Below are 15588 nucleotides of genomic sequence, written 5' to 3' on the forward strand. Positions count from 1 at the left end.
AGAGATAATTGCGCTTTTTTCATATTCAAAATACAAAAATCGGACTAATAGAAAATAATTAAAAATTCTCTATCAGTCCGATTTATTATAGAACCATTAAAATCTTAGAAAGTCTTGTCGAAGTAAGCGAGGTCAATAAACAAAAAAGACACGAAGATTTTATATTAATGTGCATGACAGTCATTCTATGACATAAGTCTATTTAAATTTATTTCTACCTCACACCCGACTATCTATAGCTGTTATGATTCACTAGCATGAAACAGATACAAAAAAGCTATTAACAAGTGCGTCCCTGTTAATAGCTATCTAAAACTTTAATTAACTGATGAATTACTCAACTACGTCAACATTTAAATCAACATTGATATTACCACGAGTAGCTTTAGAATATGGACAGAATTCGTGTGCCATTTGTAAGTATTTTTCTGCATCTTCTTGTGATAATACATTTTTAACTTTTGCATCTATAGAAACGCTTAATTGTGGACTTTCGGCATTAGGGTCATCCTCTAAGCGAACAGTTAATGTTACTTCTGGTTCAGCACCACGTACTTTATTTTGTTTTAAAATCAAGTCAAATGCACCATTGAAACAAGATGCATAACCAGCTGCAAATAATTGTTCTGGGTTTGTTGCCTTCCCATCTGCTTGTTGTGGTGGTAATACATCTACGTCAATTGCGTGATCATCAGTATATACATGTCCTTTACGACCACCTGTATTTGTAGCTTTAGTTTCATATTGAACTGCCATCATTATTACCTCCTTGAATTGTTATAGTTATTATTTACCCATTTGAGTAAAGTTAAACCATAAACATATGATAGTTTTAATATTTTATGATTGAAGCACTAAAAAGAGTTATATAAAATACAAGTTAATGGAAGTAGAAAAGAGGAACTAAAATGAAGGACGTTAAAGTCGTAGTAACTATTGCACCTGAACAAATCATTACGCAACAATTAATAGATGAAATTAAAGTTAAAATAGCTGATATTGATATAGTAGAACTTAGAATTGATCAATTACATGATGTGTCGAAAGAAGCGATTTGTTTATTAGTAAATCACTTAAAATTAATTTTAAATCAGCAAGAACTATTAGTGACATACCGTACAAATCAACAAGGTGGTAAAGGTGATTTATCACATGATGACTATATTAAACTTTTATATATGTTAGCGGAGATAAAAGATGTAGATTTAATTGATATTGAATGGGATCACCATATTGATGTTAATTTATATCAACAAATGATAGCAAGAGTTCAACCTCAGACAAAAGTTATCTTGTCACATCATAATTTTGACGAAACACCGACACAAGAAGCGTTGAATTTTATTTATTATAAAATGCAAAAATTCCAACCAGATTATGTTAAGGTTGCTGTTATGCCTCAAGATAAAGATGATGTTATTAAATTATTGCAAGCCATGTCATTAGCATCAGAGTCAATCAGTTCGAAAGTAGTTGGTATTGCTATGTCGCATCTTGGATTAGTTACACGTACTGCTCAAGGTGTCTTTGGAGGATCATTGTCATATGGCTGTTTGGGCGAACCACAGGCACCAGGTCAAATTGATGTTTCACAATTAAGCAGACAATTCGCTTTATATACTAACAAGTAGTTTAGTTGAATTTGCATAAGGCGTATCATATAATTGATAAGTATTATCAATAGTACGTGAGGGAGCGATTTAAAGTGGATTTACAACAAGCAATAGCAGAAAGACGAAGTGTTAAAAAATTCAAACGAGATATGCATATTGATGACAAAGCTTTATACGAAGCAATTGAAAAAGCTGCTGATGCTCCGAATCATGGCATGAGAGAGCCGTGGAGATTAGTACATGTATCTAAAGATCGTTTAGGTGATATGAGTGAAGACATATCTAAATTTGCGTTTCCAAATGAATTAGATAAGCAACAAAGTCATTATGATGCGGTTACTAAATTAGGGGGCATGTTACTGTTAATTATGAAAACAGACCCTAGACAAAAACAAAATAGAGAGAATTATTTTGCATTTGGAGCGTACGCACAAAATTTAATGTTGTTACTATATGAAGCAGGAATTGGTACATGTTGGAAATCACCAATGTATATCTTTGATCCAAAAGTAAGAAAAGTATTAGGTGTTAAAAATGATGAAATTTTAGCAGGATTTTTATACTTAACTGATTTAGAAGAAGAAATGCCTAAGGCACCACGTAAAAATAAAAATCTTATTACCGAATATTAAAGTTATAAATGTATAAAATGATATTAAAAAACAGGTCTGAAAAGCGATACTTTTCAGACCTGTTATGCTAACTAAACTTATTTGTTAAATGTTTCTGCTAAAAATGTTTCAACTTGTTCTGGTGATTTTGCATTAGCTGAATGCAAATGTGCAATTTTATGATTGTTTTCAAATACTAATAAACTTGGGATACCCATAACATCATTGTCAGCAGCTACGTCTTCAAGTTCATCACGATTCACTGAATACCATTGATAGTTATTATATTCTTCCATAATTGGGTCTATCCACATATCCATAGCTTTACAGTCTGGGCACCAACCAGCTTCAAATTTAATAATCACAGGTTGTTCACTATTGATAATGTTCTTAAACTGTTCTGTTGTTGAAATTGATTCCATCTTTACATCTCCTTTAATAAAAATACTTAATCTTATTATAGCTAATGATACATTTTTTATAAAAAAATTAGCTCTAAAAGTAAAGCCATTTTGACTTTAAAATGATATATTAAAGATAATACATAAAGGAGGATTATTCATAATGATTAAATTTTATCAATATAAGAACTGTACTACTTGTAAAAAAGCAGCAAAGTTTTTAGATGAATATGGTGTGAGTTATGAGCCAATTGACATTATTCAACATACACCAACTAAAAGTGAATTTGAAACAATTATTGCCAATACTGGCGTTGATATTAACAAGTTATTTAATACACATGGTGCAAAATATCGTGAACTAGATTTAAAAAATAAACTTAAAGATTTATCAGATGATGAAAAGTTAGAACTATTATCATCTGATGGTATGTTAGTGAAACGTCCATTAGCAATTTCAGGAGATAAAATCACACTAGGGTTTAAAGAAGATCAATATAAAGATACGTGGTTAGCGTAATTTTGAAAACGTTTTCTTATTTTTGTCGATTTTTAGTTCGTTTACATGTAAAATGTAGATTAACAGTCATTCGAAATTTTATAAATTATTGTTGAATGACGTTAAAGCTTGTGGCATCATAAATATGTAAAATTAATTAGGAGGGGATTCTTTTGGCAGTACCGAATGAATTTAAATACTCAAAAGAACATGAATGGGTTAAAGTTGATGGCAATGTTGCAACAATTGGTATCACTGAATATGCTCAAGGAGAGTTAGGTGACATCGTTTTCGTTGAGTTACCAGAAACTGATGATGAAATTAATGAAGGGGATACTTTTGGTAGTGTAGAATCTGTAAAAACAGTTTCAGAATTGTATGCGCCCATCTCTGGTAAAGTAGTTGAAGTTAACGAAGAACTAGAAGATAGCCCTGAATTTGTAAATGAATCTCCATATGAAAAAGCATGGATGGTCAAAGTTGAAATTAGTGACGACAGTCAAATTGAAGCATTATTATCAGCAGATCAATATTCAGAAATGATTGGCGAATAATAATATCAAACTCCTTAATCATAGTATTGAGGGGTTATTTTTTATACAATATTTTAAATTGCCTTGTCTAAGAATTGAAATGCTAACGGATAAGTAAGGACCTTATGTTTGTGATTTGAGAGGATGCAAAGTCATTAATAATAGCGCTAATACATGAAGACGGTAATTTAAAGTGAGTCGATAAAGAATAAATATTGAAACAACATGAATATATAGAATGTAAGCAAGTCGATTGCGTTAAATCATGAGTTGATTATAATCGTAATATCAAACACTTTAAGAAAGGTTCGTTTAAATCATGAGTCGCACTATAAATATTACTGATATCTCACAAAATTATGACAAAACCAAACATTTAATCTTTGGTTATACACCGACATGTGGTACATGCAAAATTTCAGAACGAATGCTCGATATAGCAAATGAAATCCTACAGTTACCAATAATTAAAATTGATTTAAACTTTCATCCACAATTTAGTGAAACAAATCAAATTATGTCTGTACCAGTATTACTGTTGATGAATTATGATAAAGAAGTTAAACGAATTTATGCTTTTCAGTCTGTGCCAAATTTGTTAGAAAATTTAAAATAATTGTTGACGAATTTATACAGTGATGGTAGGATTAAAACAAATTAAATGATGCGTAAGCTCTTATCGAGAGTGGTGGAGGGATGTGCCCTACGAAACCCGGCAACCGTCTGTAATGGAAATGGTGCCAATTCACATAAAGTTTTTAAACTTTAGAAGATGAGAGAAACAATATTTTTATTGCTTTCTCAATCTTTTTATCGATATTGAGAAAGCATTTTTTATTTGTAAAGCAATACTGGGGAGGTATAAACGTGATTGAGTTAAAACAAGTCGTCAAAGAATATCATACGAAAAACAAAAATGTTCTAGCTGTTGATCATGTTGATTTATCTATTAAATCAGGATCAATATATGGGGTGATTGGTTTTTCAGGTGCAGGTAAGAGTACATTAATTAGAATGTTTAATAACTTAGAAGCACCTACTTCTGGCGATATTATTATAGATGGCGATAATATTAGTAAGCTTTCTAAATCAGGACTAAGAAAAAAACGTCAAAAAGTAAGTATGATTTTCCAACATTTTAATCTTTTATGGTCTAGAACAGTCCTTAAAAATATAACATTTCCACTTGAAATTGCTGGTGTATCTAGGAATGATGCCAAGAGGAAAGCATTAGATTTAATTGAACTTGTTGGATTAAAAGGAAGAGAGAATGCTTATCCTTCAGAATTATCTGGTGGACAAAAACAAAGAGTGGGTATTGCTAGAGCATTAGCAAACGATCCAACGGTGTTACTTTGCGATGAAGCTACGAGCGCACTTGACCCACAAACTACCGATGAAATTTTAGATTTATTACTTAAAATTCGTCAACAACAAAATCTTACAATAGTCTTAATTACTCATGAAATGCATGTCATTCGTCGAATTTGTGATGAAGTAGCTGTCATGGAAAATGGACGCGTGATCGAGCAAGGTAGTGTAACTAATGTTTTTGAAAATCCACAACATGAAGTAACTAAGCGTTTTGTTAAAGAAGACTTAAATGATGATTTTAATGATTCGACTGTCGACCTTGAACCACTTGATCCTAATGCATATATCGTTAGATTGAATTTCACGGGTTCAACAACAACAGAACCTATTGTTTCTAATCTTTCCAAGTTATACAACATTGATATCAATATTCTTGAAGCGAATATTAAAAATACAAAAGAAGGTACGGTTGGCTTTTTAATTCTACATATTCCATTCATTACTACTGAAGATTTTGGAAAATTCAAAAAAGAATTGAATGAACAACACGTCAAAGTGGAGGTGTTACGACATGGGTAAATCATTTAGCGATATTATCAATGAAATGGTTACAATGCCTAATGTGCAATGGCCAGATGTTTGGCAGGCAGTAGTTGAAACACTTTATATGACAGTTGTATCGACAATTTTTGCTTTTATATTCGGTATTATCTTAGGTGTGCTATTGTTCTTATCAGCTAAAGGTACATCTATAGGCGCAAGAATATTTTATACGATAGTATCATTTATCGTAAATTTATTTAGAGCTATACCTTTCATCATTTTAATATTATTGTTAATACCATTTACGAGTATAGTATTAGGGACAATTAGTGGTCCTACAGGCGCATTACCTGCATTAATTATTGGCGCAGCACCATTCTATGCCAGACTTGTAGAAATTGCCTTTAAAGAAATTGATAAAGGTGTAATTGAAGCGGCTTGGTCTATGGGTGCTAATACTTGGACAGTTATTAGAAAGGTATTATTACCTGAAGCAATGCCTGCATTAGTTTCTGGTATTACGGTTACGGCAATTGCTTTAGTTGGATCAACAGCTGTTGCAGGTGTTATTGGTGCTGGTGGTTTAGGTAACCTAGCTTACTTAACAGGATTTACAAGAAATCAAAATGATGTCATTTTAGTTTCTACGGTATTCATTTTAATTATAGTATTTATAATCCAATTCATTGGTGATTGGTTTACAAATAAACTTGATAAACGATAAAACTGGGGGTTTGTTAAATGAAAAAAATATTAGGTCTTATCTTAGTATTAGCATTATCAGTAGCATTAGCAGCATGTGGTAATAAAGAGGATGATAAAACGATTAAAGTTGGTGCATCTCCTGCGCCACACGCAGAAATTCTAGAAAAAGCTAAACCTTTATTAGAAAAAAAAGGTTATAAACTTGATGTCAAAGTTATTAATGACTATACAACACCAAACAAATTATTAGATAAAGGTGAAGTAGATGCTAACTTCTTCCAACATACACCTTATTTAAATACTGAGAAAAAAGATAAAGGTTACAAAATTGAAAGTGCTGGTAACGTGCATTTAGAACCAATGGCTGTATATTCTAAAAAATATAAAAGTTTAAAAGACTTACCAAAAGGTGCAACAGTATACGTATCAAATAATCCAGCTGAACAAGGACGTTTCTTGAAATTCTTTGTTGATGATGGACTAATTAAAATTAAAAAAGGCGTTAAAATTGAAGATGCTAAATTTAGTGATATTATAGAAAACAAAAAAGATATTAAATTTAATAATAAACAATCAGCAGAATTCTTACCTAAAATTTATCAAAACCAAGATGCTGACGCTGTAATCATTAATTCAAACTTTGCTATTGAGCAAAAATTAAATCCTAAAAAAGATTCAATTGCTATTGAAAAAGCAGAAAACAATCCATATGCAAACTTAATTGCTGTTAAAGAAGGTCATAAAGACGATAAGAAAATCAAAGCTTTAATGGAAGTATTGCATTCTAAAGAGATTAAAGATTATATTAACGAAAAATATAATGGATCAGTTGTACCAGCGAAATAAATAGTAAAAATAGATGCCAACTTCACGATGAAATGAAGTTGGCATTTTTGCATTTAAATGAGCCAGGGGCATAAAGCATTTATACTTAATATTAAACATTTGGCAGTAACTGTCTGATTTGTAAAATGTTGATTTATCAACGTTTTACTAACCTAGTCAGCTTTGCCGGGGTGGAAGGGACCCGTCATCAAAAATCCATGTGTGGATTTTACATTAATGTGCAAGACGGGCATCTATGAAATAATTTGTTTTGAAATAATTATTTCTGTCCCACTCCCAATAACAAATGAAATATTGCAGTTGTGATTGGTCCAATCGTTTTAAAACGTTGTCGATATTTCAAGCCGATTAGACCATCAAAAAACTGTGTGAAAATTATTAATAATGACATTGTAATTAAAAAGGCATTGATGTGATACATTAAAATTACCATACCAATAATAAATAATGATAAACTCCGTGCAACTGTATAATAAGCATTTTTTGCTTTGTTTTAATACAAGCTTCAATAGAATAACCCAAACTAATACCTGCACTAATAAATGTAAAAATAGCTAAAATAAGTAAATAGGAATCATCCTTTGTATATATAAATTAAAGTGATTTTAGTTCATATGCTGAAATATAATACTAAACAGGTAAGTTGCCAATGAGCCTGGGACAAAATGTATTTTACACTTAAATTTAAGCATTTGGCAGTAACTGTCTGGTTTTCAAAATGTTGAAAAATCACCATTTTGAAAACCTAGTCAGTCTTGCCGGGGTGGGACTACGAAATAAATTTTATATAAAATTTATTTCTGTCCCACTCCCATTATCTATTGTTTTGTAAAGTTAGGTCATTTAAACTTAAATTATAACTTACAATAAAATGAGGTGAAATATATGACTCCGAAATTTAAAGTAGCAGTTATGATTAATATCATTATATTGTTATTAATGTTTGTTGTATCGTTAAGTACTTCAAATTGGAAATTTACAGGAATTGCAGCTGTTGTTGTATTTTTAAATTTAATGGTAAATTATCAGCGTTTTCAAAAAGGCTCCAGAAAAATATCTAATTAAGTCAATAAATTTATGTCATATCATGTTTAGCAAATTTTCTTCTGGGTAAATATACATTACATCAAGTATAACAAGGAGGAATTTATTATGGCAGACGAAAGTAAATTTGAACAAGCAAAAGGTAATGTTAAAGAAACAGTAGGTAACGTTACTGATAATAAAAATTTAGAAAATGAAGGCAAAGAAGACAAAGCTTCAGGCAAAGCAAAAGAATTTGTTGAAAATGCCAAAGATAAAGCTAACGACTTAATCGACAAAGTTAAAGGTAATAAAGAAGATTAATAATAAAGCAAAAGGCAAGGTTGTGTCATGATTCACAGCTTTGCCTTTATTTTTTTGTCAATCATTTTAAATTTAGCAAATATTGTTATTAATTGCCATTATTACTCAACTTACCTAAAAGTAAACTAACGATTAAACCACTAACTAAAGTTAGTATTGATACTATCCAGCTTATTGTTGAAGGTGGTACACCAGGAAAGACAGCATATAACGATCCTACAACAAATCCGATAATAAGAGCTAAAGTCATGTACTTATGATGATGTAAAAAATAATGAATGACTTTGCTTGATAATAAAAAACCGCTTAATACTCCCAAACCTAATATAACTAAAATCGGTAAACCATTAACATTTAATTTTACAAGCTCTGAAATTGAGTACATGACTGTACCGTATGCACCAAATACAAGTAACATAAACGATCCTGAGATGCCTGGTAATAACATTGCACTCGATGCACACATGCCAGCTAAATAATATTTAATAATTATACCGGTTGATAATGACACTGTTTCGTCAGCATGTTGATTACCATTATTTAAAAAAGCAATAATGATGAGTATAATGACACCGAGACAAATCATAGCATAGTGCTTAGCAGTAAAAGTTGTTTTAAAGTTTGATATTGTTAATAAATAAGGAATAATACCTAAGATGAGACCAGTAAAAAAGAACATGGTTGGAATAGGATGTTCGAATAATAAATAATTAAAAAGACTACTTAAACTTCCAATGGCTAATAACATACCTAATACAATAGGTAATAAAAATTGAATACTAGTCCAAAAACGTTTAGAAAATAGGCCGCTAATTGAAGAAATGAATTGATCATAAATACCAAGTAATAAAGCAATTGTACCTCCACTTACGCCAGGCACTAAATCACTTGTACCCATGGCAAATCCTTTTAAAATATTCTTCCATTTAAACTGCTGCATTTGATGCTCCTTTACAATTATTTTGTTAGTTAACGAGCATATTAACATATCTCAAAATATAAAGTGAAATAATAACGTATTAATTTTAGGTAAAATTCATTGAGAAAGTTATCTCTGTCATTATCAGTTATAGTTAAAAGTTCTTCCAGATTAAAATTGGTACATTATAGTAATAAATCTAATAAAAAGGTTTAAGTAGTTTATATTAAGGAATAAGTAAGTTATAATTAAAGGAGTGAATAATTACAAAGGCTTTTTGACTACAAATTAAAATTATTATAAACTAGTCAGGAAATCTTTATATTTTACGGAGGGAATATAAAATGGCATCAACATTAGAAATCAAAGACTTACATGTGTCTATTGAGGATAAAGAAATTTTAAAAGGTGTTAATTTAACAATTAAGACTGATGAGATTCATGCAATTATGGGGCCAAATGGTACTGGTAAATCAACATTATCATCTGCAATTATGGGGCATCCAAGTTATGAAGTAACACAAGGTGAAGTATTGCTAGATGGCGTAAATATCCTTGAACTAGAAGTGGATGAAAGAGCAAAAGCTGGACTATTCTTAGCGATGCAATATCCTTCTGAAATTACAGGTGTAACTAATGCTGATTTCATGCGTTCAGCAATTAATGCCAAACGTGAAGAAGGACAAGAAATTAACTTAATGCAATTTATTAAGAAATTAGATAAAAATATGGATTTCTTAGATATAGATAAAGACATGGCTCAACGTTATTTAAATGAAGGATTCTCAGGCGGAGAGAAAAAACGTAATGAAATCTTACAATTAATGATGCTAGAACCTAAATTTGCAATTTTGGATGAAATTGACTCTGGTTTGGATATTGATGCTTTAAAAGTAGTATCTAAAGGTATTAATCAAATGCGTGGAGAGAACTTTGGTGCATTAATGATTACGCACTATCAACGTCTTTTAAATTACATTACTCCAGATAAAGTTCATGTAATGTATGGTGGTAAAATAGTGAAATCTGGCGGTCCTGAATTAGCGAAACGTTTAGAAGAAGAAGGTTACGAATGGGTTAAAGAAGAATTCGGTGCGACTGAATAATCGAATTTAAATTATTCAAAATGACTGAGATGTTCATCTATATATGATGAAAACGAACATTAACTTTAACAATTTAATTTCATCAAGTAGGAGGAAGAAGTTATGACAACTGATATTTTGAACATTTCTGAAGAACAACTTGTTGATTATTCTAAAGCCCACAAAGAGCCTTCTTGGATGACAGAATTACGTAAAAAAGCTTTGAAATTAACAGAAACTTTAGAAATGCCAAAACCTGATAAAACAAAATTAAGAAAATGGGATTTTGATTCATTTAAGCAACATGAAGTAACAGGCAAAGCTTATGAATCACTTTCAGAGTTACCTGAATCAGTAAAAGAAATTATTGATATTGAGAACTCCAAAAATTTAGTAATTCAACATAATAATTCATTAGCTTATACACAAGTATCTGAACAAGCATCTAGTAATGGTGTGATTGTTGAAGGTCTTGAAGAAGCTTTAATTAATCATAGTGATTTAGTACAAAAATATTATATGACAGAAGCGGTAACAGTAGATGAACACCGTTTGACTGCATTACACACTGCATTAGTTAATGGGGGATTATTTGTTTACGTACCTAAAAATGTAGTTGTAGAAGATCCAATACAATATGTTGTCTTACATGATGATGAAGATGCGAGTATTTATAACCACGTCATTATTGTTACTGAAGAAAGTGCAGAAGTAACATATGTTGAGAACTATTTATCTAACGCTTCTGGTGAAGGCAATCAAATTAATATTGTGTCAGAAGTTATCGCTGGAGCTAACTCAAATGTGACGTATGGTTCAGTAGACTATTTAGATAAAGGATTTACTGGTCACATCATTCGTCGTGGTATGACTGAAAGAGATGCTTCAATTAATTGGGCGCTTGGTTTAATGAATGAAGGTAGTCAAATTATTGATAATACAACAAACTTAATTGGAGACCGTTCCACAAGTTCATTAAAATCAGTAGTAGTAGGTACAGGAGATCAAAAAATTAATTTAACATCTAAAATTGTTCAATATGGTAAAGAAACAGATGGCTATATTCTAAAACATGGTGTTATGAAAGAACATGCATCATCTGTATTTAATGGTATAGGCTATATTAAGCACGGTGGTACGAAATCAGAAGCCAATCAAGAATCACGTGTCTTAATGTTATCTGAACACGCACGTGGAGATGCTAACCCAATTTTATTAATTGATGAAGACGATGTTCAAGCTGGACATGCAGCTTCAGTAGGACGAGTAGATCCACAACAACTATATTATTTAATGAGTCGTGGTATTTCTCAACAAGAAGCTGAACGACTTGTTATTCATGGTTTCTTAGATCCAGTTGTACGTGAATTACCAATTGAAGATGTTAAACGTCAATTAAGACAAGTGATTGAACGCAAAATCACTAAATAATATTTTGCAAATCATTTAAATATAATGAAGATGAAGTGATTAATGTGCGATTAACCATTAATTACTTCACTCTGTTTAAAGTATAGATTTTAAATTAAGAAAGGTCGTGAACAACGTGACCGAACAATCATTTGATGTAAATGAAGTGATGAAAGACTTTCCAATATTAGACCAACAAGTCAATGGGAAACGCTTAGCTTATTTAGATTCAACTGCTACGAGTCAAACGCCTGTTCAGGTGTTAGATGTACTAGATGATTATTATAAACGCTACAATTCGAATGTACATCGTGGTGTTCATACGTTAGGTTCATTGGCAACAGATGCATATGAAGGTGCTCGAGAAACAGTGCGACGCTTCATTAATGCCAAATATTTTGAAGAAATCATTTTTACTAGAGGTACAACAGCTTCTATTAATATCGTGGCACGTAGTTATGGTGATGCTAATGTCAGTGAAGGTGACGAAATTGTAGTTACTGAGATGGAACATCATGCTAATATTGTTCCTTGGCAACAATTAGCCAAACGTAAAAATGCTACTTTGAAATTTATTCCAATGACTGCAGATGGTGAACTAAATATTGAAGATGTTAAAGCAACAATAAATGATAAAACTAAAATAGTTGCTATTGCTCATGTATCTAATGTTTTAGGAACGATAAATGATGTTAAAACTATTGCTGAAATTGCACATGAACATGGTGCTATTATCAGTGTCGATGGTGCACAAGCTGCGCCACATATGGCACTAGATATGCAAGATATGGATGCAGATTTTTATAGTTTTAGCGGCCATAAAATGTTAGGACCAACTGGTATTGGTGTGTTATTTGGGAAACGTCACTTATTGCAAGACATGGAACCAGTAGAATATGGTGGAGATATGATAGATTTTGTTAGTAAATATGATGCAACATGGGCAGATTTACCAACTAAATTTGAAGCAGGTACACCACTAATTGCTCAAGCAATTGGCTTAGGAGAAGCAATACGTTACCTTGATAAATTAGGTCTTGATGCAATTCATCAGCACGAACAACAATTGACTGAGTATGCGTATGAACAAATGTCAACAATTGAAGGTCTAGAAATTTATGGTCCTCCAAAAGATCGTCGTGCAGCTGTCATCACATTTAATTTACAAGATATTCATCCACATGATGTAGCAACAGCTGTTGATACTGAAGGTGTTGCTGTGCGTGCTGGACATCACTGTGCGCAACCATTAATGAAATGGTTAGACGTATCTTCTACAGCAAGAGCTAGTTTTTATATATACAACACAAAAGAAGACATTGATCAGTTAGTTAATGCCTTGAAACAAACGAAGGAGTTTTTCTCTTATGAATTTTAATAATTTAGATCAATTATATAGATCTGTAATTATGGATCATTACAAAAATCCTAGAAATAAAGGTATATTAGATAACGGATCTATGACAGTAGATATGAATAATCCAACTTGTGGTGACCGTATTCGACTTACATTCGATATTGAAGATGGTATCATTAAAGATGCTAAATTCGATGGTGAAGGTTGTTCAATATCAATGGCTAGTGCATCAATGATGACACAAGCTGTTAAAGGTCATTCACTAGGTGAAGCTATGCAAATGAGTCAAGAATTTACGAAAATGATGCTTGGAGATGACTATGTGATTACGGAGGATATGGGTGACATTGAAGCTTTACAAGGTGTTTCTCAATTTCCTGCACGTATTAAATGTGCTACTTTAGCATGGAAAGCATTAGAAAAAGGTACAATTGAAAAAGAAGGTAAATCAGAAGGTACAACTGAGGAAGAATAATTAATGTTGTATTATCATTATAATAAAATTCGGCAATCCTATTCATTAAATGTAAATTTGAATGTCATAGTCAAATTGTTATAATGTGATTTACACCAAAAAATGAAAATTCACGTAAGACGTTGTAAATATATTTAAGGAGTGATTGAAATGGCTAAACAAGCACCTGATGTTGGGGATTATAAATATGGATTCCACGACGAAGATGTTTCCATTTTCAGATCAGAACGTGGTTTAACTGAAAATATCGTTAGAGAAATTTCAAATATGAAAAATGAGCCGGAATGGATGTTAAATTTCCGTCTTAAATCATTAAAATTATTTTATAAAATGCCTATGCCTCAATGGGGTGGCGATTTATCAGAATTAAACTTTGATGACATCACATATTATGTCAAACCTTCTGAACAAGCAGAACGTTCTTGGGATGAAGTACCTGAGGAAATCAAACGTACTTTTGATAAATTAGGTATTCCAGAAGCTGAACAAAAATACTTAGCTGGTGTGTCAGCTCAATATGAATCAGAAGTTGTTTATCATAACATGGAAAAAGAACTTGAAGAAAAAGGTATTATCTTTAAAGATACTGATAGTGCACTTCAAGAAAATGAAGATATATTCAAAGAATATTTTGCTTCAGTTATTCCAGCAGCTGATAATAAATTTGCAGCTTTAAACTCAGCTGTATGGTCAGGTGGTTCATTCATCTATGTACCAAAAAATATTAAATTAGATACGCCATTACAAGCATATTTCAGAATCAACTCTGAAAATATGGGACAATTCGAGCGTACTTTAATTATCGCAGATGAAGGAGCGTCAGTACATTATGTAGAAGGTTGTACTGCTCCTGTATACACTACTAGTTCACTTCACTCAGCTGTAGTTGAAATTATCGTGCATAAAGATGCTCATGTTCGTTATACTACAATTCAAAACTGGGCTAATAATGTTTATAACTTAGTTACTAAACGTACATTTGTTCATGAAAATGGTAACATGGAATGGGTTGATGGTAACTTAGGTTCTAAGTTAACTATGAAATATCCAAACTGTGTGCTATTAGGTGAAGGTGCTAAAGGTAGTACATTATCTATTGCCTTTGCTGGTAAAGGGCAAGTTCAAGATGCTGGTGCCAAAATGATTCATAAAGCACCAAATACATCTTCTACAATTGTTTCAAAATCTATCTCTAAAAATGGTGGTAAAGTAGTTTACCGTGGTATTGTTCATTTTGGACGTAATGCTAAAGGAGCACGTTCAAATATTGAATGTGATACGTTAATTTTAGATAATGAATCAACGTCAGATACAATTCCATATAATGAAGTATTTAATGATCAAATTTCATTAGAACACGAAGCGAAAGTGTCTAAAGTGTCAGAAGAACAATTATTCTATCTAATGAGTCGTGGTATTTCTGAAGAAGAAGCGACAGAAATGATCGTTATGGGATTCATTGAACCATTTACTAAAGAATTACCAATGGAATATGCTGTTGAAATGAACCGTTTAATCAAATTTGAAATGGAAGGATCTATTGGTTAGATCTAGACAAAGTAAAATAACATGTTTATAACAATTACCGTTCGAAGTTTCTTATTAAAGTGACTTTGAGCGGTTTTTGTTTTGATTTTTTAGTAATCAATAATAGTTAGGATACTTGCAAAAGAGTTGTAAAGATATTAACTACTAAATGTGATCATAAATAATAAAGAAAACATTTCAATTCAATAATATATGTCATAAATTTTAATGAATAATGTAGTCTCTAAGTTATTAATTTTCGGAGACTAACAGATTATATGTTATTAATTCAGTAATTTTGCTATAATCATATCAATATATAAACGTTATATATAGAAATATGATTAATAAGGAGTAGTCATATGGATTATAAATCTTTAAAAAAATTATTTCATATGTATGG

Annotated in this window: 18 protein-coding genes and 1 riboswitch; of the genes, 15 read left to right on the plus strand and 3 right to left on the minus strand. The window is 31.4% G+C overall.

The genetic code is table 11. The features are described 5' to 3' along the window. Positions 1-333 precede the first annotated feature (333 nt). Entirely contained in the window at positions 334-756 is a 423-nt protein-coding gene (locus CD113_RS08260) for an organic hydroperoxide resistance protein (RefSeq protein WP_002464087.1), read from the minus strand. A 152-nt stretch (positions 757-908) separates the two neighbouring features. On the opposite strand from CD113_RS08260, the gene aroD reads away from it, so the two are divergent. Together aroD and CD113_RS08270 are read left to right on the plus strand one after the other, a co-directional pair. Further along, positions 909-1631, plus strand: coding sequence for a type I 3-dehydroquinate dehydratase (aroD, locus tag CD113_RS08265; RefSeq protein WP_002464085.1), 723 nt, complete (start codon positions 909-911; stop codon positions 1629-1631). A 74-nt stretch (positions 1632-1705) separates the two neighbouring features. After that, a complete protein-coding gene (locus tag CD113_RS08270; RefSeq protein WP_002464083.1) occupies positions 1706-2245 on the plus strand; it encodes a nitroreductase family protein in 540 nt (179 codons plus the stop codon). A 77-nt stretch (positions 2246-2322) separates the two neighbouring features. Here the strand turns inward: CD113_RS08270 and CD113_RS08275 are convergent, their stop codons facing one another. Then, positions 2323-2646, minus strand: coding sequence for a thioredoxin family protein (locus tag CD113_RS08275; protein WP_002464081.1), 324 nt, complete (start codon positions 2644-2646; stop codon positions 2323-2325). A 142-nt stretch (positions 2647-2788) separates the two neighbouring features. On the opposite strand from CD113_RS08275, the gene CD113_RS08280 reads away from it, so the two are divergent. The 8 genes from CD113_RS08280 to CD113_RS08320 all read left to right on the plus strand — a co-directional run bounded on the left by CD113_RS08280 (position 2789) and on the right by CD113_RS08320 (position 8412). Next, entirely contained in the window at positions 2789-3145 is a 357-nt protein-coding gene (locus CD113_RS08280; RefSeq protein ID WP_002464078.1) for an arsenate reductase family protein, read from the plus strand. 152 nt (positions 3146-3297) lie between these two features. Continuing rightward, positions 3298-3678 (plus strand): glycine cleavage system protein GcvH, encoded by a 381-nt coding sequence (gcvH, locus tag CD113_RS08285; RefSeq protein WP_002464077.1) that lies wholly within the window; start codon positions 3298-3300, stop codon positions 3676-3678. Between the two features lie 298 nt (positions 3679-3976). Beyond that, the gene (locus CD113_RS08290) at positions 3977-4273 is read left to right on the plus strand and encodes a thioredoxin family protein (protein WP_002464076.1); all 297 of its coding nucleotides are present in this window, start codon (positions 3977-3979) and stop codon (positions 4271-4273) included. Between the two features lie 57 nt (positions 4274-4330). After that, positions 4331-4436: riboswitch (SAM riboswitch) on the plus strand. 88 nt (positions 4437-4524) lie between these two features. Continuing rightward, on the plus strand, positions 4525-5550 hold the full coding sequence (locus tag CD113_RS08295; protein WP_002464074.1) for a methionine ABC transporter ATP-binding protein: 1026 nt from the start codon (positions 4525-4527) through the stop codon (positions 5548-5550). After that, entirely contained in the window at positions 5543-6238 is a 696-nt protein-coding gene (locus CD113_RS08300) for a methionine ABC transporter permease (RefSeq protein ID WP_002464071.1), read from the plus strand. Before CD113_RS08295 ends, CD113_RS08300 begins: the two co-directional genes overlap by 8 nt. A gap of 17 nt (positions 6239-6255) precedes the next feature. Continuing rightward, a complete protein-coding gene (locus tag CD113_RS08305; RefSeq protein WP_095092604.1) occupies positions 6256-7065 on the plus strand; it encodes a MetQ/NlpA family ABC transporter substrate-binding protein in 810 nt (269 codons plus the stop codon). Between the two features lie 885 nt (positions 7066-7950). Next, entirely contained in the window at positions 7951-8130 is a 180-nt protein-coding gene (locus CD113_RS08315; RefSeq protein ID WP_002462413.1) for a hypothetical protein, read from the plus strand. Between the two features lie 87 nt (positions 8131-8217). Continuing rightward, positions 8218-8412, plus strand: a complete 195-nt coding sequence (locus CD113_RS08320) for a CsbD family protein (RefSeq protein ID WP_002462412.1) — start codon at positions 8218-8220, stop codon at positions 8410-8412. Between the two features lie 88 nt (positions 8413-8500). Here the strand turns inward: CD113_RS08320 and CD113_RS08325 are convergent, their stop codons facing one another. Continuing rightward, the gene (locus CD113_RS08325) at positions 8501-9352 is read right to left on the minus strand and encodes a DUF368 domain-containing protein (RefSeq protein ID WP_002462411.1); all 852 of its coding nucleotides are present in this window, start codon (positions 9350-9352) and stop codon (positions 8501-8503) included. Positions 9353-9675: 323 nt separating this feature from the next. Between CD113_RS08325 and sufC the strand changes: the two genes are divergently transcribed. The 5 genes from sufC (at position 9676) to sufB (ending at position 15206) form a co-directional block, all read left to right on the plus strand. Further along, complete coding sequence (gene sufC / locus CD113_RS08330) at positions 9676-10437, plus strand: Fe-S cluster assembly ATPase SufC (RefSeq protein ID WP_002462410.1); 762 nt, start codon at positions 9676-9678, stop codon at positions 10435-10437. Positions 10438-10539: 102 nt separating this feature from the next. Further along, positions 10540-11847, plus strand: coding sequence for a Fe-S cluster assembly protein SufD (gene sufD, locus CD113_RS08335; RefSeq protein ID WP_002462409.1), 1308 nt, complete (start codon positions 10540-10542; stop codon positions 11845-11847). Positions 11848-11953: 106 nt separating this feature from the next. Beyond that, complete coding sequence (locus tag CD113_RS08340) at positions 11954-13204, plus strand: cysteine desulfurase (RefSeq protein WP_197697107.1); 1251 nt, start codon at positions 11954-11956, stop codon at positions 13202-13204. After that, positions 13194-13658 carry a Fe-S cluster assembly sulfur transfer protein SufU gene (gene sufU / locus CD113_RS08345; RefSeq protein ID WP_002462407.1) on the plus strand — a complete coding sequence of 155 codons (465 nt, stop codon included), beginning with the start codon at positions 13194-13196 and terminating at the stop codon, positions 13656-13658. Before CD113_RS08340 ends, sufU begins: the two co-directional genes overlap by 11 nt. Before the next feature lie 150 nt (positions 13659-13808). After that, the gene (gene sufB, locus CD113_RS08350) at positions 13809-15206 is read left to right on the plus strand and encodes a Fe-S cluster assembly protein SufB (RefSeq protein ID WP_002462405.1); all 1398 of its coding nucleotides are present in this window, start codon (positions 13809-13811) and stop codon (positions 15204-15206) included. Positions 15207-15588: the final 382 nt, after the last annotated feature.

This window comes from Staphylococcus simiae (assembly GCF_002902085.1).
Classification (GTDB): Bacteria; Bacillota; Bacilli; order Staphylococcales; family Staphylococcaceae; genus Staphylococcus; species Staphylococcus simiae.

What these genes read in the sequence shown, in the direction of transcription:
- CD113_RS08260 (WP_002464087.1), bottom strand. Translation starts at nt 756, where the DNA reads ATGGCAGTTCAATATGAAACTAAAGCTACAAATACAGGTGGTCGTAAA.
- aroD (WP_002464085.1), top strand. Translation starts at nt 909, where the DNA reads ATGAAGGACGTTAAAGTCGTAGTAACTATTGCACCTGAACAAATCATT.
- CD113_RS08275 (WP_002464081.1), bottom strand. Translation starts at nt 2,646, where the DNA reads ATGGAATCAATTTCAACAACAGAACAGTTTAAGAACATTATCAATAGT.
- CD113_RS08280 (WP_002464078.1), top strand. Translation starts at nt 2,789, where the DNA reads ATGATTAAATTTTATCAATATAAGAACTGTACTACTTGTAAAAAAGCA.
- CD113_RS08290 (WP_002464076.1), top strand. Translation starts at nt 3,977, where the DNA reads ATGAGTCGCACTATAAATATTACTGATATCTCACAAAATTATGACAAA.
- CD113_RS08300 (WP_002464071.1), top strand. Translation starts at nt 5,543, where the DNA reads ATGGGTAAATCATTTAGCGATATTATCAATGAAATGGTTACAATGCCT.
- CD113_RS08305 (WP_095092604.1), top strand. Translation starts at nt 6,256, where the DNA reads ATGAAAAAAATATTAGGTCTTATCTTAGTATTAGCATTATCAGTAGCA.
- CD113_RS08315 (WP_002462413.1), top strand. Translation starts at nt 7,951, where the DNA reads ATGACTCCGAAATTTAAAGTAGCAGTTATGATTAATATCATTATATTG.
- CD113_RS08320 (WP_002462412.1), top strand. Translation starts at nt 8,218, where the DNA reads ATGGCAGACGAAAGTAAATTTGAACAAGCAAAAGGTAATGTTAAAGAA.
- CD113_RS08325 (WP_002462411.1), bottom strand. Translation starts at nt 9,352, where the DNA reads ATGCAGCAGTTTAAATGGAAGAATATTTTAAAAGGATTTGCCATGGGT.
- sufC (WP_002462410.1), top strand. Translation starts at nt 9,676, where the DNA reads ATGGCATCAACATTAGAAATCAAAGACTTACATGTGTCTATTGAGGAT.
- sufD (WP_002462409.1), top strand. Translation starts at nt 10,540, where the DNA reads ATGACAACTGATATTTTGAACATTTCTGAAGAACAACTTGTTGATTAT.
- sufU (WP_002462407.1), top strand. Translation starts at nt 13,194, where the DNA reads ATGAATTTTAATAATTTAGATCAATTATATAGATCTGTAATTATGGAT.
- sufB (WP_002462405.1), top strand. Translation starts at nt 13,809, where the DNA reads ATGGCTAAACAAGCACCTGATGTTGGGGATTATAAATATGGATTCCAC.